General features: G+C 43.6%; 18 protein-coding genes. 9 read left to right on the top strand and 9 right to left on the bottom strand.

The genetic code is table 11. From position 1 onward, the window contains the following. Positions 1-627: 627 nt before the first annotated feature. Entirely contained in the window at positions 628-903 is a 276-nt protein-coding gene (locus N7U62_RS23335) for a hypothetical protein (RefSeq protein WP_444875412.1), read from the bottom strand. Between N7U62_RS23335 and N7U62_RS01715 the strand changes: the two genes are divergently transcribed. Further along, positions 790-2094 carry a S10 family peptidase gene (locus N7U62_RS01715; RefSeq protein ID WP_444875409.1) on the top strand — a complete coding sequence of 435 codons (1305 nt, stop codon included), beginning with the start codon at positions 790-792 and terminating at the stop codon, positions 2092-2094. The genes N7U62_RS23335 and N7U62_RS01715 overlap by 114 nt on opposite strands. Before the next feature lie 243 nt (positions 2095-2337). Beyond that, on the top strand, positions 2338-3882 hold the full coding sequence (locus N7U62_RS01710; RefSeq protein WP_264136148.1) for a methyl-accepting chemotaxis protein: 1545 nt from the start codon (positions 2338-2340) through the stop codon (positions 3880-3882). A gap of 501 nt (positions 3883-4383) precedes the next feature. Here N7U62_RS01710 and N7U62_RS01705 read toward each other — a convergent pair. Then, entirely contained in the window at positions 4384-4527 is a 144-nt protein-coding gene (locus N7U62_RS01705) for a hypothetical protein (protein ID WP_264136147.1), read from the bottom strand. 207 nt (positions 4528-4734) lie between these two features. After that, positions 4735-5097, bottom strand: a complete 363-nt coding sequence (locus N7U62_RS01700; RefSeq protein ID WP_264136146.1) for a hypothetical protein — start codon at positions 5095-5097, stop codon at positions 4735-4737. Positions 5098-5473: 376 nt separating this feature from the next. Here N7U62_RS01700 and N7U62_RS01695 point away from each other — a divergent pair, with 376 nt between their 5' ends. Continuing rightward, the gene (locus N7U62_RS01695) at positions 5474-5815 is read left to right on the top strand and encodes a T9SS type A sorting domain-containing protein (RefSeq protein ID WP_264136145.1); all 342 of its coding nucleotides are present in this window, start codon (positions 5474-5476) and stop codon (positions 5813-5815) included. A gap of 84 nt (positions 5816-5899) precedes the next feature. On the opposite strand, the gene N7U62_RS01690 is transcribed toward N7U62_RS01695, so the two are convergent. The 3 genes from N7U62_RS01690 to N7U62_RS01680 all read right to left on the bottom strand — a co-directional run bounded on the left by N7U62_RS01690 (position 5900) and on the right by N7U62_RS01680 (position 7510). Beyond that, a complete protein-coding gene (locus N7U62_RS01690; protein WP_264136144.1) occupies positions 5900-6088 on the bottom strand; it encodes a hypothetical protein in 189 nt (62 codons plus the stop codon). Positions 6089-6321: 233 nt separating this feature from the next. Continuing rightward, positions 6322-6513 carry a cold-shock protein gene (locus tag N7U62_RS01685; RefSeq protein WP_264136143.1) on the bottom strand — a complete coding sequence of 64 codons (192 nt, stop codon included), beginning with the start codon at positions 6511-6513 and terminating at the stop codon, positions 6322-6324. Between the two features lie 220 nt (positions 6514-6733). Further along, entirely contained in the window at positions 6734-7510 is a 777-nt protein-coding gene (locus tag N7U62_RS01680) for a universal stress protein (protein WP_264136142.1), read from the bottom strand. A gap of 303 nt (positions 7511-7813) precedes the next feature. On the opposite strand from N7U62_RS01680, the gene N7U62_RS01675 reads away from it, so the two are divergent. Further along, on the top strand, positions 7814-8515 hold the full coding sequence (locus N7U62_RS01675; RefSeq protein ID WP_264136141.1) for a YdcF family protein: 702 nt from the start codon (positions 7814-7816) through the stop codon (positions 8513-8515). A gap of 1 nt (position 8516) precedes the next feature. On the opposite strand, the gene N7U62_RS01670 is transcribed toward N7U62_RS01675, so the two are convergent. Beyond that, complete coding sequence (locus N7U62_RS01670; RefSeq protein WP_264136140.1) at positions 8517-9122, bottom strand: DUF1684 domain-containing protein; 606 nt, start codon at positions 9120-9122, stop codon at positions 8517-8519. A gap of 424 nt (positions 9123-9546) precedes the next feature. Here N7U62_RS01670 and map point away from each other — a divergent pair, with 424 nt between their 5' ends. The 5 genes from map (at position 9547) to N7U62_RS01645 (ending at position 14378) form a co-directional block, all read left to right on the top strand. Next, positions 9547-10314 carry a type I methionyl aminopeptidase gene (gene map / locus N7U62_RS01665; RefSeq protein WP_264136139.1) on the top strand — a complete coding sequence of 256 codons (768 nt, stop codon included), beginning with the start codon at positions 9547-9549 and terminating at the stop codon, positions 10312-10314. An 88-nt stretch (positions 10315-10402) separates the two neighbouring features. Then, a complete protein-coding gene (locus tag N7U62_RS01660; protein ID WP_264136138.1) occupies positions 10403-11977 on the top strand; it encodes a sensor histidine kinase in 1575 nt (524 codons plus the stop codon). Continuing rightward, positions 11974-12654 carry a response regulator transcription factor gene (locus N7U62_RS01655; RefSeq protein WP_264136137.1) on the top strand — a complete coding sequence of 227 codons (681 nt, stop codon included), beginning with the start codon at positions 11974-11976 and terminating at the stop codon, positions 12652-12654. Before N7U62_RS01660 ends, N7U62_RS01655 begins: the two co-directional genes overlap by 4 nt. Before the next feature lie 89 nt (positions 12655-12743). Further along, positions 12744-13280, top strand: coding sequence for an aspartyl protease family protein (locus N7U62_RS01650; RefSeq protein WP_264136136.1), 537 nt, complete (start codon positions 12744-12746; stop codon positions 13278-13280). A 15-nt stretch (positions 13281-13295) separates the two neighbouring features. Further along, the gene (locus N7U62_RS01645) at positions 13296-14378 is read left to right on the top strand and encodes a beta galactosidase jelly roll domain-containing protein (protein ID WP_264136135.1); all 1083 of its coding nucleotides are present in this window, start codon (positions 13296-13298) and stop codon (positions 14376-14378) included. A 3-nt stretch (positions 14379-14381) separates the two neighbouring features. Here the strand turns inward: N7U62_RS01645 and N7U62_RS01640 are convergent, their stop codons facing one another. Both N7U62_RS01640 and N7U62_RS01635 read right to left on the bottom strand, forming a co-directional pair. Further along, positions 14382-15476: a T9SS type A sorting domain-containing protein gene (locus N7U62_RS01640; protein WP_264136134.1), complete on the bottom strand. Its 1095-nt coding sequence runs from the start codon at positions 15474-15476 to the stop codon at positions 14382-14384. A gap of 227 nt (positions 15477-15703) precedes the next feature. Beyond that, on the bottom strand, positions 15704-16600 hold the full coding sequence (locus tag N7U62_RS01635; protein ID WP_264136133.1) for a DMT family transporter: 897 nt from the start codon (positions 16598-16600) through the stop codon (positions 15704-15706). Between the last annotated feature and the right edge of the window lie 29 nt (positions 16601-16629).

Below are 16629 nucleotides of genomic sequence, written 5' to 3'. Positions count from 1 at the left end.
CTCTATTGTTTCGGTTACCGAGGGCTTTGTACTGCATGCGGCTCGGGATGTTTGACTGACCGGACTCTTTGTACTGCATGCCCTAGTCCTTGTATCGGTTGTCAGCCCCTTTGTATCGGTTGTCAGCCCCTTTGTATCGCCTGCCGGAGGCTTTGTAATGCCTGTCACCCGCTTTGTATCGAGTGCCGAAGCATTAGTAATTTCCCCATGTCTTTTTAAGTAAAAGGCAGCTTTCATAGTCTGGTTTCTCTTCTTCTTTTCATCACTTTCCTGACATCAGAATCCTACAATAGTTAGATCCGACCCTATGTCTATGGTCTGTGATATAGGTTGGCCAGAGATAGCGACGGTTCGTCGAGAACGATCGAAATCGCGGGCGCGAGTTTCATTCTCAATAAGGCTGCTAACACTATATTAATCATAACGGCGCGACTTTCAAAATATACAGGTGTTTTTATCCCACTGACTCCCCACTCATCCATCCATCTGGCGCCTCAGTCCAAAATCTCAACCGCCCAAAAGATTTCCCTATTACGCCCTTTGATTAATTTTTAAATTGATCCTATAACCCCATTCGGTCTATGATGGATCGAACCAATATTCAACAGCATGAAACACACATTGATCCTACTTTTCAGTATCCTCAGTCTCTCTACCCTGGCCCAAAACCGTAGCATCCCGGTCGATACCATGATCGTGACTCAGCATTCGAGCACCATCAATGGCAGCAAGGTGGACTACAGCGCCACGACCGGCACGCAGCCCGTTTGGGACGAGAAAGGGGAACCCATCGCCACGCTCTTTTACACCTACTACCGCCGCACCAATGGCGACAGCAAGGCCGATAGACCCCTGGTCATTTCCTTCAACGGAGGTCCCGGTTCGGCCTCCGTATGGATGCACATCGCCTACACCGGCCCCAAGGTGCTGAACATCGATAGCGAAGGCTATCCTCTGCAGCCCTACGGCGTACAAGACAATCCCCACTCGATACTGGATGTGGCGGATATCGTCTATGTCAATCCGGTCAACACGGGCTACTCGCGTACCATCCCCGCCAGTGGCGAAGAGGTAAAACGCGAAAAATTCTTTGGCATCAATGCCGACATCACCTATCTAGCCGAGTGGCTCAACACCTTCGTATCTCGACACGAGCGATGGACCTCTCCTAAGTACCTGATCGGCGAAAGCTATGGCGGCACACGGGTTTCGGGTCTGGCCCTCGCCCTACAGGACCAGCAGTGGATGTACCTCAATGGCGTCATCCTTGTTTCGCCCGCCGATTACAAAGTCTTTGATTCTGACACGCCCATTTCTTCCTCGCTCAATCTGCCCTACTTCACCGCAGCAGCCTGGCACCATGGCGTATTGCCTGAGGCCCTTCAGTCCAAAGACCTCCTGGAGATCTTGCCGGATGCGGAAGCTTTCGCTCTGGATGTGCTGATGCCTGCACTGGCGCGAGGAGCGTCTCTCTCTACTGAGGAAAAACTAAAGGTAGCCGAGCAGATGGCCTACTATTCGGGACTGTCCCAAAAAGCCATCCTGGAGCACAACCTGGACGTGCCCACGCATTTCTTCTGGAAGGAGCTACTCAGAGACGAAAGTGGCCAAACCATCGGCCGATTGGACTCCAGATACCTGGGTCTGGATCGAACCCTCGCTGGAGATTCGCCAGACTATAATGCCGAGCTGAGCTCCTGGCTGCACTCCTTCACTCCCGCCATCAATTATTACCTCAGAGAAGAACTCAATTTCAAAACCGACATCAAATACAACATGTTTGGCGATGTACATCCCTGGGACAAACAAAACAACCATACACGCGAAAACCTGCGCCTCGCCACGGCGGAGAACCCCTATCTCAAGGTCCTCTTTCAGGCAGGCTACTACGATGGTGCCACGACCTATTTCAACTCCAAATACACCCTGTGGCAGATCGATCCTAGTGGGCAAATGAAGGAGCGCCTGGATTTCAAAGGCTACCGCAGCGGACACATGATGTACCTACGCAGCGAAGACCTAAAATCCGCCAATCAGGACCTGAGAGACTTCATCAACAGCAGCCTCTCTAAGGGCAAAGCAGCGAAGTACTGATCGACACGGTTGATTCAAAAATAAGACTGGGCTCTTCGGTGGTATAGATCGAAGGGCCCATTGCTTCACCTTTCTAAACTCAGCGGCTCCCTCCTCTCCAACATACCGCTTATTCTCTTCTAGCGTAAAACACCTAATCTTTATAGGGACAACTCTTTTCGTTCCTCAGGATTTTCCGGATGCTGATTGTCTTCCATTTATTTGCATCCTATAGCCATTGCGAAACGCATTATACCTACTAAAATGAAGAAGAGCATAGACAAGTTAACCTGGGTGGTGGTACTTACTTTTTTGATCCCACCAGCCATTGTCGCTACCATCAACAACATCGCCATGACCAACATCGGCGATTTCACAGAAAGACTCGTGGCACACTGGTCTTTTTACGCCTTCACGATTCCCTACATGATATTGACGCCTCTGCTGATCCGCAGCATGGTGATGGGAGCTGTGACCAAGATCGAAAACAAAAACTACCGTGCAGCCAATGCCAGCTATCGAACCACGATCCTTACCTTTTCGGTCATAGCAGTGGCTTATGGTTTCATGGCCCTGGTCATAGGTGCTTTGGTCGGTAGCAGCGATGTAGAAAACCAACTCGGAACCATCAGTGCCATCTTCTATACCATGGTGGCCAACATCCCCTTTCTGCTCAAGTTCATTCAGTTTTTGGACAAAGTGTATGCAGAGGTGCCTAAGGACGAAAAAAGGATCTTTAGGATCAAAGCCAAATTTGGTATCACGACTTTCATTTCTTCCTTTGCCGGGATCGGCCTGCTCGCTACTGCGGCCTATACGCTATCATGGCGTATGATGGATTTCCCAGAGCTGGGATTGACACCTGCCATCTTCGCTCAAAAGATCATCTTCATCGGCATCATCATCATGCTACTACAGATGGCACCTAATATCATTTTGGGCAACATCTTCACCAATTACATCATTCAGCTGAAGGAGGTGATGCTGAGCATCAGCCAAAAGAACCTGACCAAGGCGAGTCTTATTCCTAGCCGCGACGAGTTTGGCTTGATGTCCGACTCTATGGAAGTCCTCCGCTCTAATCTGAAAGCGGTGATCGAAAACATCAAACACAACTCGACCTATATCAGACATACCGGTGAGGAGCTGGCCCAGATGTCTATCGGACTGTCCAGCGACTCGACAGAGCAGGCCGCAGGTGCCGAAGAGATCGCTTCCAGTGTAGAAGAGATGGCCGCCAACATCAACCTGTCCACTGACAACTCGCAGCGATCTGCCAAAATCAGTGTGGAAGCCAGGGAGCACATGATCGAGGGCAAAAGCTCCGTCGATCAGACGCTAAAGGACGTGTCGGACATCACCGAAAAAATCAAATACATAGAAGAAATCGCCAATCAAACGAACCTACTCGCCATCAATGCCAATGTGGAAGCCGCCAATGCCGGTGAAGCAGGCAAGGGATTCAGCGTGATCGCCAAGGAAGTTCGCGCACTGGCAGACCGCAGTAGAGATGCTGCAGCCCAGATCATGGAGCTGGCTACCCAGACCCTGGGCAACTCCAAAATCTCACAAGAAAAAATCACCGAGATCGTGCCTCACATCGAGAACATGTCTCGGTACTCGACCGAAATCGCCAACTCATCACTCGAGCAGCGCTCGGCCAGTGACGAGATCAACACCGCGGTTCAGTCCTTCAACGAATCCTCGCAGCGCATGGCCGCTTCTTCGGAAGAGCTGTCCGCCTCCTCTCAGGAGCTGCAAAACAAGTCCCGAGAGCTCGACGAAACCGTCAGCGAGTTTGTACTATAGTCTTCATTAAGTTATCTAATACAAAGCACAGGAGTTTTCTTCTGTGCTTTTTTGTTAATTGTGATATCTCTATTTTAGGGGATCTCGGTTAATTGTTATTGAAGATTAATTCTCCAATAGAATTTTCTCTAGACGGATTTTAAAATCAAGCATCACTTTTAATAACCCCGAAATCAGTGAATAATCTGTTTCTTCAAGGTTTTCTCCGGCCTTAAATCAAATGCGTTAAGAATTTTAGGGAGTGAAATGGTTAAAAAAATCATACTGTTTGAGCGCAGCGAGTTTATGATTTTTCAGTGTAACGAACTGAAATTTAGTAATTTGATTTACAGTCCCGGCGGGGAACCGCTTGACCTTTTTGGGGGAGCGCCCCTCCGATTCGTTTTTGGACGGTCCGCCGCTGCGGTCAAGCCAAAAATGAAGAGCCTGCTCGGCTTGAGAGCTTAAATAAAATCGGGTAAGTTCTATTCTAGAGGTTTCTGATGAATTGGGTAGCCTATCTCACTTTTTTAGCCATTCTTTGACCAGTTGACTTGTTTCAGAGTTGGAATACAGCTTTCCTAGCTCCGCATCCTTAATTCCTCGATCTATGGTTGTTTTTTCAGCATTTGTCAGTTCGTCTACATGCTGGATTTCATACTCCAAATCAACAGCCTTTAGAAGTTCATCTAACAGCTGTGGATCGTTGATCCCATCGATTCGCTCCTTTATTCTTTCTTTTTAGTTCAGGTTCAACATTTTGATGGCAATAGAATATTTGAGTATTCGAAAACCTAATGAGTTCTTTTTATCCGCATGTTCGGAGTTACATAACAAGCCATAATACGTTGGCTTTCTCTCGAAGTTATGATTCTAACTGGTGTGTTTTTCGAGCGTGGCTAGTTTTGCAAGTAGTTGTTCAACCATTCCTTCGATGGTGTTCGTTCCGAAAATCGCTGAGGCTGTCGATAGAAGTTCTTCAAGAGAAGCTTTGCTTTCAAGTTCCCAAGAGTTGGTACCAGAAAAAGAAACACTGTTCAATCGTTTCTTGGTTATAGGCCGTCCAAAATAGCTTGAGAGTTCATCAATGAACTGCTTAATTGATTCGAGATTCTGAGTTGGCCAGTCGTTCATAGACGTTATCAATAGTTCAGCAAGTCCTCTTAGTTCAGGAGTGATTAATTCGGACTCAATTATGTCCTCCAGTTGTTCCAATGTCTGAATAGTTTGGCTCATACAGTTATGGAAGGTAACAATTTTCATAATAGCCATCCATATTATACACACGGCATCTTCACTGCCAAATTACCTTACTCCTACCAAAGCTCCAACCCCACCCAAAATAAAAGCCCTGCGATCCATTGATCCATGGGCCTTACAAATCCCAAACTGCCATCTGACAGGAATCCACAGGGCAACTACAGAATACGCTAGCTACCGATTCGTTACCGTGCTCCTACACGACAAACAATAAACCCCATTACCAAATACCATAAAAACTCTTCACTTCACCTGAATAATCTTTAAGCTCACCGATTTCTCCTTTAATAAGGAAGCAGGCTGCTCTATGTTTGCATCGTAATCAAATTCAAAAAACGATAAAATTACACATATGAAAACGACACTTAAAACAATCGCCCTGTCCCTATTAGTTGCTCTTTCTACTTCTGCTTTCGCTGCGGACAACGCTGAAAAAGTAGTTAGCGCTGAGCTAAACGTTCAAATCAAACAAGCGGCAGAATCTAAAGTAGTCGTGAGATTCGGCAAACTAGAAGGTGAAGAAGTAAATGTTAAAATTTACGATGCTTACGGTACCTTGATCTACTCTGACAAAGACGTAGCGAACACTTCTTACGCTAAATCATTCGATCTTTCTGCTTACCCAGCTGGTAAATATGCTTACGTGGTTTCTAACGAAGTATACAGCGTGAAGAAAATCGTTGAGCTGAAATAAGACATTTAGAGAAAACTACTAAAGAGCCTGATTCGAAAGAGTCAGGCTTTTTTTATGCTCATGCATGAAGTCGATCAACTAAGATCATTGGTTCTCCCTATGCTCTTTGATATACTTCCAGTGGCATAATACGCCATGAATCAAAAACAGCACGGAAAAGAACATGAGCCCAGCATACACCCCTCTCATTTCCGCATTGTTGATCCACCCGAGTACACAACTGGTCAACACCAGCAAAGGGGCCAGCCAACGATATTTTAGCGCTTTGATCATGTTTGTTTTGGTCTTGGTTTGTGATAAAGTAAACACATTTTTATCCATTCATCCAAAAAAACATGGATACATGCATCAGTTAATTGTATTGCTATGATGGGTCTACTTCAATAGTCATTGCCCTCTTTACTGGTCTATAAGGAAAATCACTGCCGTTTGGAAGTGAAATAAAAAAGCACAAAAAAACCCGGGCTTTAGGCCCGGGTCAGCAATGATTAAAAGTCGTTATATAATTAAACTGCCTTTACGCTGACAGCATTTAATCCTTTTTTACCTTCCTTTAAATCAAATTCTACTTGGTCGCCTTCTCTTACTTCGTCAACCAAACCTGAGACATGTACAAAGTACTCTTTTTTTGTCTCGTCATCAATAATGAAACCATAACCTTTGGACTCATTAAAGAATTTTACTGTACCGTTATTCATTGTATTAAATTGTTATTAAAGGAAGTAAGGTACGTGTATTTTTCTATTTTCAATACTTTTGAGAAAAAAATTAAATAAAGAAATGATGAACATAACTCCCTGTTTATCTTAAAGAAATGTCCAGTTAACCTACAAATAGGCCCTGGCTGTAAACAAAAAAATCCCTGGAGTCGCCGCGACTCCAAGGACTTAAACTGCACCCAAATAAAATAATCTTTCTTTAGTCAATCACCAGTAGTGGCACCTTGCTATGAGAAGCCAACGCCTTGGTCAGTTTCCCTTTGGACGGCTGGGAATTCTGTGCATGAATCCGCGGAATAATCGCCAGCGCATCTATGTCATTATTACTGATATATTGATTGATACCTTCTTCTATATCGCTGTTTTTGGGGAAGGAGTAGTGATACTCCAGACTATCCAGATAGTATTCCAGTGTCTCTTCCTTTTTCAAGGCGACTTTCTTTCTTTCCTTGTCTTCTGGATCCACTTTCAATAAGTGAACCTTAGCATTGTACCATCTCGCGATCTCATGAAATACTCGCAGGTCAGAAGCATTGTCCAATTCGTTTTCGTCCAGTGCGAGCGCAATATTGTTAAGCTTAAAATCTGCAGCTGGATTAGGAATCACCCATACAGGACAGTCTATCAGCTCGATCAGCTGTGCCGTATGTGTATTGACAGATTCGTCCTGGCTACCTGCAGTGCCCATCACCACCAGGTCTATTTTTTCCTCTGTAACCAAATCAGCCACACTGTTCATGAGCACGCCTTCTTTCACCAATGTTTGACAGGTAAAATCTTCAGGATCAAACCACTCCTCCTTGAGTTGTTTGAGTCGCAGATCTGCTTCAGCTAAATCTGAGCCTGCCTCCGCTATATGCAGCAGGGTGAAATTGACTTTTCGATCACCTCGTGCCATTCCCAGCACGTATTTGACCGCTCCCAGGGCTACTTCTGAAAAGTCAACAGGGATTAGGATGTTTTGGATGATGTTCATGGTTATCAGGTTTATTCGCTTTCGATGAAACAAATATGCTCATCTCTATTTCGGAAACACATGACATAGGTCATGTATAGAAATGATTGACACCTGTATACAATATTAAAATGGGCTAAAAACCCCTTTCATTCACACATGTCTCCTCCCTAACTTCTGATGATTTATCTTTATCTAAAATCACTTCTCAGTATAGGAATAAGACTGATTTTTGCTCCATTGTACGAGACAACTATATTTCAGAGTATCTTTTTAAGATCAATACCGTTTATTGATTAAGGAAAATAAATAAACAAAAACACCATGAAGCAGAACCTTCACTCCTATTTGACAATTGTTTGCCTATCGCTACTGACCGGCTGCATGATACCTCAGGATCGATGCAAGGAACTCCTATCTGACGCTATGGACGAAAAGTATGATGTAATCGTAGTACCGGGAGTGCCCTATGAGGATGGGGATTGGAGTCAAATCATGAAAGGCCGCGTGTATTGGAGCAAATACCTTTATGATCAGGGCGTAACCAAAAACATCATGTATTCAGGCTCTGCCGTCTACTCACCCTACTACGAGGCGAAAATCATGGCCATGTACGCCCAGGAGCTGGGGATTCCGGATTCGGTCATCTACACGGAGATTCGTGCCGAACACAGTACTGAAAACATATATTACGGATACAAAAAAGCCCAGAATCTTGGTTTCAAAAAAGTAGCCCTGGCTACAGATCCTTTTCAGGCCTCCATGCTAGAGGATTTTATCAAAGAAAAAATAAGTAATGAGGTGGGAATCATACCTTTTGTGATAGATACCATGACAACACTGAATACTGATTCTCTTCAATTGTCCATAACGGATAGAGACAGTCTGGCTTATGACCAGGATTTTGTTTCTATAGAAGACCGAGAATCCTGGTGGAAACGAATCAATGGTACCAGAGGCAAAAACATCAAGAAAAATTTCTATGCCAATGGGAAGCTAGAAAACGAGGAATTAAGCTCTTATTGATTCAATATTTATATTTAATACCAGACTCAATTCTTACTTGCAGATTGTTTTCAGAAGGGGGGATTGGGCACGAATATCCCTCACTATACGCACAGTAGGGGTTGTAGGCTTTGTTGAAATCTAGTATGATTTGATCTCCATCTGGAATAATCAAATCCAGATACCTACCCGCTCCATATGAATCATCGCCACTGGTCATATCGGTAAATGGAAGGAACAAATGATCTTTGTATTCCTCCATCTCTCTTAGTCGATGGCTTTGGTACACTGTCAACTGATGGACTTGTCCATCTAACTCAAACTCGACGATTCCGAACTTATCATATTTGGCTTTCATACCGCTAGAGGTCTCCATATGAATGGTTTCTGTCAGCCCGTGATGTGGTTTGAATTTCGCATTGATGCGGTATTTATTGTCAATAGTAAAAAACTCATGTGACTCGAACTTCTTCCTGTCTCTTGAGGAAAGTGGTGACGTCTTTGGGTCTTTATATTCCTTGTTCAGCTCATGCTGAAAGGCCCTGATCTCAGACACGTAATCCCCTTGAGCCAAAAGGCTAGCATACAATCCAAATATCAGTACCCAACCTACAATCACCTTCTTCATAGCGTTCATTTTGCTTCAAAAATAACAATTGTTAGTTGAGAAGCAAGAGTATGAAAAAAGGCCCGAAATCGGGCCTTTTTCTAATGTGCATTTTCCTTTTTCCACAATTCGATACGTGGGATCAGTTTCTTTTTGATCACCACCGTCTCACCTAAGAAATCCTGCAAACCTCTCCTCCTCTTATTGGTAAGAAGAATGATGTATTCGCTCTGGCAAAATTGAATTTTTCATGTTAATTGGTTTTTGTGATAAATAGAATCCCCGAATATTGAATGATTCGGTTGTAACCTCTTAGTGGTTAAAAACCAATAAATATTACAGATGTAGACGAATATTTATTAAATAATCGAACCATTACCCCCACAACTCTCGTCCCATAGGTTTTTACTATCTTTAATTTTTTGAAATCGACAATCAAAAAACTATGTCCATTAAAACAGCAGCAGAACTCGAGGGAATGAAAAAAGTAAGCGAAGCAGTCGCTTCTACCCTCCTTCAAATGAGAAACTACGCCAAACCAGGAATTAGTACTCGAATGTTAGATGAATTTGGAGGCAAAATCCTGAAACAATTTGGTGCCAAATCTGCACCTTATGAGACCTATGGTTTCCCAGGATGGACCTGCATCAGCGTAAACAACGAAGTAGCACACGGCATCCCATCCACTAAACGAATCCTGAAAGAAGGGGATCTGATCAATATAGATGTATCAGCAGAACTCAATGGCTTTTGGGCGGACAATGGAGGTTCTTTTGTTTTGGGAGAAGACATTCACAACCATCTACCTCTTGTAGAAGCCTCTAAAAAGGTCCTCCACAATGCCATTATCAATATTAAAGACGGAACTCCAATAGCTGAAATAGGCGCGATCATTCAGAATGAGGCCAACCGAGCAGGATTTAAAGTGCTCAAAAACCTGGCAGGACATGGGGTGGGCCGTAGCTTACACGAAGAACCAGAGGACATCCTGAACTATCCTGACAGACGCAACAAAAAGAAATTCAAAAAGGACGATGTAGTGGCCATCGAAACATTTATCTCTACCAAGTCCACTCAGGCGGTCGAATTGAAAGATGGGTGGACGCTGGTCGGCAACCGGGGAGGATATGTGGCACAGCACGAACATACCATCGTAGTAACGGATAGGAATCCAATAATCCTCACAGAAGGAAATGATATCTTCAATTATTAATCTCCTTATGACCCTCCTTTCTGGCCATTGAACTAAAGGTTGTGGACTCTTGATTTTGTCTATATTTATCCGATAATCGAATCCAAGTATGAAGGGCAACAACCGAATCCTAATTATACTCGCACTGGTCATCGTCTTGCCCATTTTGATCTATGCTGCGTTGCAAACACAATCGCTGGCAGAGGATGAAAAAGTAGCCAATCAGGTTTATGAAAAACAGATGGAAACCATTCTTTTTTCACTCAACCAATATGCTGACGACTACATGGATCGCTGGATCAGGACTTTGGGCTCAGAAGAAAAGAGCATAGAGGCCAATGCACGTATGTTGGTCAGAGAAAATGAGGCCATACAACTGTTGTCCATCAGATCCCTCAAAACTGGGAAGAGTCAAAGATACTATAGCGAATATGTAGGAGGAGCAGAAGCAGACAGTACGCTTATCAATGGTTGGTATCAGCAGCAACCCGATCTGATAGACCAGCTGTGTCGCTATTTGGAGGCAGGGTTTCAAAAGATCCAACCTGCTACTGACTTTCCTGCTTTACCCGGTCTGCAGGGAGCCCAGGCCCCACTTACTGTGATGTTTTACGACAAGGATTCGGCCTTTTATAGTGCGCTATTTGTACTAGAGCCTTATTATTGGACTGAGCAGTTGCTGGGTCTGAATATGCAGGAGATCGCACAAAACAACAACCTGCGACTCGCAGTAATGCAACGAAATGACACTAGCGACCAACCACAACGGATATACCAAACCGAACCCTTCGATCTGGAAAGAGATTTCATACAGAATGAGCTTTGGATTCTACCTCAGACCTTCCTGACCATACAGACCAAAGGCAGAAGCTACGCCGAGCTGATCAGAGACAGAAGTAAAAACAACCTCTACATCCTGCTCTCTTCATTGATCGTGATGCTAATCGGAACCCTTATCGTCATGCGCAACATCCGTAAAGCGGTAAAAATCGCCCAGCTTAAATCTGATTTTGTATCCAATGTCTCCCATGAGATTCGTACACCTCTTTCGCTGATCCGAATGTATTCTGAAACCCTGCTAATGGGACGACTCCCCTCCGAAGAAAAAAAGCAGCAATACTATCAGGTCATCCATCACGAGTCAGGCCGACTCACCTACATGGTCAACAACATTCTCGATTTCTCAAAGATAGAAGCCAACAAAAAACAATATCAAAAAGAAGTCATCGAGCTAAACACCATCATCCAACAGATAAAAGAGAACTATGCCTTTGCTTTGAAAGAAAAGCAGATGACCTGTACACTTTCATTGACCGAGAGTAGCACCAGGATACTAATCGACCGTACGGCCATAGAAGAAGCCATCTCTAACCTCCTCGACAATGCTATCAAATACAGTGGAGAGAGTAAAAAAATTGAAATAATAACCGAAATAAAGGGGAATGCAGTTTTATGCCATGTCAAAGATTTTGGGTTAGGAATACCCAAAAGTGCACAAGGTCAAGTATTCGAAAAATTCTATCGTGTGGAGAGTGCATTGACTCAAAAGACTAAGGGCACAGGCTTGGGGCTTAGCCTGGTCAAGCACATCGTAGAGGCACATGATGGAAAGATATTGCTCCAATCCAAAAGTGGAGAAGGCAGTACATTCACCCTTCAGTTCCCAAAACATGATCAAGAATGACTAAAATACTCGTAGTAGATGACGAAATGGCCATGCGTCAGGGTCTGGTCGACAACCTGATGTTTGAAGGCTATGAAGTGGATGAAGCCGAAAACGGGAAAGTGGCTCTCGACAAAATCCAATCTGAAAGCTATGACCTGATCGTATTAGATGTGATGATGCCAGAGCTATCTGGATTCGATGTATGCAAGCAGCTGCGACAGGCAGGTAATCAGGTCCCCATCATCTTGCTAACCGCAAAAGGCGAAGAAATAGACCGTGTATTGGGGCTGGAGTTTGGGGCTGATGACTATATATCCAAGCCTTTTAGCCTGAGAGAATTGCTGGCTCGTATCAAGGCCATCCTCCGCAGAACTCAGCATAGTACAACACCCGTTCAAAATCTGACTGAAATAGGCCAGATGAAAGTCGATTTTGAAAAGTATGAAGCCTTTGTCGGATCAGAAAAGGTCAAGCTCTCCCACAGAGAGTTTGAGGTATTGCATTTTCTCTACAATCACCGCCAGAAAATTGTCAGCAGAGACGATTTACTCAAAAACATTTGGGGCTATGACGAATTCCCAACGACTCGTACCATTGACAATTTCATCCTTAGAATCCGCCAAAAAGTAGAAATCAATCCAAACGACCCAAAAATCATCCTGACCGTACATGGGATGGGATATAAAATGCTGTGACAACTTGTGACATCTCTTTACCTGGCCGTGACACAGGGTAACATCATAGTGAGTTGCTTTGAAATGTAAACTCAAAACAACGACGTACTATGAAAAAGCAATTTCTAATTCTCGCACTGATGATTCTATCCATTCCTCTATGCATGGGGCAAAAGTTCAACACCCTGGAAATGCACTACCATGATAAACCAATTGTGGAAATGGAGCTAAATGGTAAAAAAACCTGGGTGCTTTTGGATACTGGTTCGGACATCAGTGTTTTGAACCTCAAGGCCAAAGACAAATATGAATTTCATGCCCATCAGGACTTTAACCAAACCATCAAGGTGGCTGGATTCGGAACCCGACACAACGAACTACACCAGGTAACGAATGCCGAACTCTATTTTGGAGATGTAAAGTTAAGATCTGTTTACTATGCCTACGATATCAGTCACATTGCCGCATCTATCCGAGCCCGAACCGACAAAACCATTACAGCCATCATTGGGACCAATCTGATGCGAGACTATGGATTTGTAATCGACATGGGGACTCAGAAGGTTTCTATGACCTATAAAGTAAAAAAGAAGGACAGAAATCAGGATGATAACAACGGCCTTTTTACTATTGCTAAAAGAAACTAGGAAGACTGCTCACAAATGAAAAGATTCACACTCATATTGATGTTTTCTTTGGGCCTGATTTTCAGACTTCAGGCTCAGGAGGATAGTGGCTTTGAATGGTTTCTGAATTGGCTAAGAGAAGAATTTAACTATGAGCATGAAAACTACAACAGCTCTCCTCTCTACGAAAACAGTGAACTTATTAAAAAGATTGATCTGGAGGGCAGCTGGTCATTTAGCATTGGGGACAACCTTAATTGGGCCACTACGACATACAATGACCAACATTGGGAAAAGATCAAAGTACCATCCAAATGGGAAAACCAGGGATTCAATGGCTATGATGGCATAGCCTGGTACCGGATTCGTTTCGATGGAAGAAAATTGAATCAAAAGCAAACTCATTTCTTGTTGCTAGGCCAAATCGATGACGCAGACGAGTGCTATGTCAATGGACGTATGGTTGGCAAGAGCGGGCGCTTCGCTCCTGATTTCAAAACAGCTTATACAGCTCATCGCAACTACCTGATTCCTAATGAGAACATTAACTTCAATGGTGAAAATATAATCGCCGTGCGTGTCTATGACCAAACCTTGGATGGCGGAATAGTAGGCAATGCCCCCGGGCTATATGCCAGTCTCAACAGTGAAAATCTGGAACAAGACCTATCAGGTCCATGGCGTTTTCAAAAATGGGATGACAAAGAATCACTCGAGGTGAATCATGACGATTCGGGTTGGGATGAAATTTGGGTTCCTGCCAAATGGGATGATCAGGGCTTTCGTACATTTGACGGGATCGCCTGGTACCGCAAACATTTCAAAGTCAATTTTACTTACGACCCTAATAAACAATACTACCTGATATTAGGAAAAATTGATGACTTTGATATCACCTATCTGAACGGTAAGCGACTGGGAATGACTAATGACGGACTCAGATTTGGTGAAAGTACGTCATTTGATAAACTACGCTTATACCGCATACCACCCAGTCTCATTGACAAAAATGGAGACAATGTGATAGCCGTAAGGGTGAAAGATATAGGATACCATGGCGGCATCTACAAAGGACCCATTGGTATCGTGACCGAAGATCAAATCTCCGGACTAAAATGAAATTTAACGCTGAATGAGAATTCTTTGGGTAGACACTTCTCCCAAACCTGAAATTGTTCGGACGAAATAAATGCCATTTTGAAGGTCGTTGACATTGACCTGGAGCTGTGATTGGTAATCTGCTTTGGCAGACCTAATTACAGCTCCTTTCATGTTTAGGATATGAACCTCCATAAGGTCTTCGGACACTACCTGAAAACTAGCACCCTTCACTAAAGATGGATAAACGTGAACTGATGAAGACTGATTCATCTGCACTTTTACGGTATTGAAATATTCGAAGGCCCCATCAAAGTCTACTTGTTTCAGTCTATAGTAAACCACATTGGCTGATACGTTTCTATCTGTGAAATAATAATCTATAGTTTCATTCGAATCACCAGCCCCGGATATCTTTGCTATGGCTTCAAAATCATTTCCATTAACCGATCTCTCTAGCTGAAAATAATCATTGTTGATTTCTATCGAAGTAGCCCATGACAAATTCACCTCATAATCTGCTAGCTCCGCATTAAAATGAAGCAATTTCACTGGCAATGGTGTGGTCCCACCTCCTGCAACAAATTCTTCAATAGTAGTTAAACCATCACCACTTAGGTCAGCCACTGTCTCAACAGTTCCTGTACCATTATTGGCCATGCCAGCAGTGGTTCCATCAGTGTATATGTTACCTCCTCCAGTGAATTCTCCATTATTACCAGATGCTGTGATACTTCCTTTTACCACTAAAACCCCACCAGTCTCTACGTTGGCTCCAGCATTATTTTTCCCCATTTCTAAATCACCAAAAATGATAAGAACGTTATTAGCGCCTACATGTATGGCCGCATTATTACTTCCAACATCAAAGAACACACTTCCATAAACAATGAGTGTATCATAGACTGATAGAGAGCAACCATTTACAGTGGAAAAAGTTAGGGTATTATTGGAGATCACATAAGAATCCACAATAGGGTTTGTTAATCCAGCATAGCCGGGAGAAGTTCCTCCCCAAGTCGGCCCATCGATCCAATCTCCATCTGCAACTGAGGTCTGTGCAGTTGCTACTTCTCCTAAACTAAGCACAAGGCTTATTGCTATTATTATCTTCTTCACTTCCTTCTTTTATAGCTTGGTTCTTGTGGTCTAAAACGATGAGATCAGGAAATACCCTACCCATTGTCTATTCAAAGGAAGCATGAAAAAAGGAATAAATAAGGCCCAAAAAAGGCAATTTTGGACGACTACTAAAAAATACGTGTTTGCACTGATGACATTAAATAGGAGAATTCCTATCCGAGACTTCAGTAATTCTTAAAACTACGTAATTCTCTTAAATTCGATCAGTTTGTTACTGAAATGGGCTTTTTCTTTCGCAAGGCAAAAAGGTTTCCCATCACGATCATAATTACCCCAAAAAGTGTCATCCAGGTCAACTGGTATCCTTCGAATATTGCAGACAGAGATATAGAAATAATAGGGATGATCACCAGCGCATAAGAGGCCTTGTCAGCACCAATCTCCCCTACCAGAGTTAGATAAAAACCGAAGGCCACAACAGAACCGATAATTGACAGATACAAAAGAGACAGAACATAAGTCTGGGTATATTCAAAGGTAAATTCCTTCCCCATGAACAACCCTAGTAAAGCCGTAATGATACAGCCATAGACCATACTGTATGCATTGGCCTGAATGACAGGTACACCTTTGCCGGTGTTTCGCGCTGAAATGATATTGCCCAGGGAAGCCATAGTCACCGAAAGCATGGCCATACCAGCTCCGAAGAGGAATTCATCAGTCAATCCAATCCCAAAAAACTGCTTACTAAAAATGATAAAGGTTCCGCTCAAGCCAAAAACCGCCCCAATAAGGACCCCCTTGTTGATAGGCCGTTTCAGAAAAACATAGCCAAAAAGGGAGTTGGCAAAAACGATGGTAGAAAAAGCAACTGCCATCAATCCACTTGGAATGTATTCTTCCGCTCGATAGGCCATCCAGTAGTTGATTCCAAAAAGCAAGGCTCCCTGTCCTAGCATAAAAGCATGCTGCCTCGGAGCAAATTTCATAGGTAGCCCCTTCAACCAGCAATAACCCATCATCACAGCTCCTGCAATCACATATCGATAAACGACGGATACCAATGGATCTACCTTGCCCAGCTGGAAAGTAATGGTAAACCAGGTAGAGCCCCAAATGAGGGCGGGGACTGCATACAAAAGGAAATTACGAGCCGGCATAGATCAGAATTGAGTTAATGAAAAATACT

This window comes from Reichenbachiella ulvae (assembly GCF_025833875.1).
GTDB classification, from domain to species: Bacteria; Bacteroidota; Bacteroidia; order Cytophagales; family Cyclobacteriaceae; genus Reichenbachiella; species Reichenbachiella ulvae.
Note: the sequence above shows the minus strand (reverse complement) of the source record. Positions and strands in the feature narration are given on the sequence as shown.

Coding starts and splice junctions, on each gene's coding strand:
- N7U62_RS01710 (WP_264136148.1), top strand. CDS start 2,338: ATGAAGAAGAGCATAGACAAGTTAACCTGGGTGGTGGTACTTACTTTT.
- map (WP_264136139.1), top strand. CDS start 9,547: ATGTCCATTAAAACAGCAGCAGAACTCGAGGGAATGAAAAAAGTAAGC.
- N7U62_RS01700 (WP_264136146.1), bottom strand. CDS start 5,097: ATGAGCCAAACTATTCAGACATTGGAACAACTGGAGGACATAATTGAG.
- N7U62_RS01645 (WP_264136135.1), top strand. CDS start 13,296: ATGAAAAGATTCACACTCATATTGATGTTTTCTTTGGGCCTGATTTTC.
- N7U62_RS01635 (WP_264136133.1), bottom strand. CDS start 16,600: ATGCCGGCTCGTAATTTCCTTTTGTATGCAGTCCCCGCCCTCATTTGG.
- N7U62_RS01685 (WP_264136143.1), bottom strand. CDS start 6,513: ATGAATAACGGTACAGTAAAATTCTTTAATGAGTCCAAAGGTTATGGT.
- N7U62_RS01650 (WP_264136136.1), top strand. CDS start 12,744: ATGAAAAAGCAATTTCTAATTCTCGCACTGATGATTCTATCCATTCCT.
- N7U62_RS01670 (WP_264136140.1), bottom strand. CDS start 9,122: ATGAAGAAGGTGATTGTAGGTTGGGTACTGATATTTGGATTGTATGCT.
- N7U62_RS01675 (WP_264136141.1), top strand. CDS start 7,814: ATGAAGCAGAACCTTCACTCCTATTTGACAATTGTTTGCCTATCGCTA.
- N7U62_RS01655 (WP_264136137.1), top strand. CDS start 11,974: ATGACTAAAATACTCGTAGTAGATGACGAAATGGCCATGCGTCAGGGT.
- N7U62_RS01690 (WP_264136144.1), bottom strand. CDS start 6,088: ATGATCAAAGCGCTAAAATATCGTTGGCTGGCCCCTTTGCTGGTGTTG.
- N7U62_RS01660 (WP_264136138.1), top strand. CDS start 10,403: ATGAAGGGCAACAACCGAATCCTAATTATACTCGCACTGGTCATCGTC.
- N7U62_RS01680 (WP_264136142.1), bottom strand. CDS start 7,510: ATGAACATCATCCAAAACATCCTAATCCCTGTTGACTTTTCAGAAGTA.
- N7U62_RS01695 (WP_264136145.1), top strand. CDS start 5,474: ATGAAAACGACACTTAAAACAATCGCCCTGTCCCTATTAGTTGCTCTT.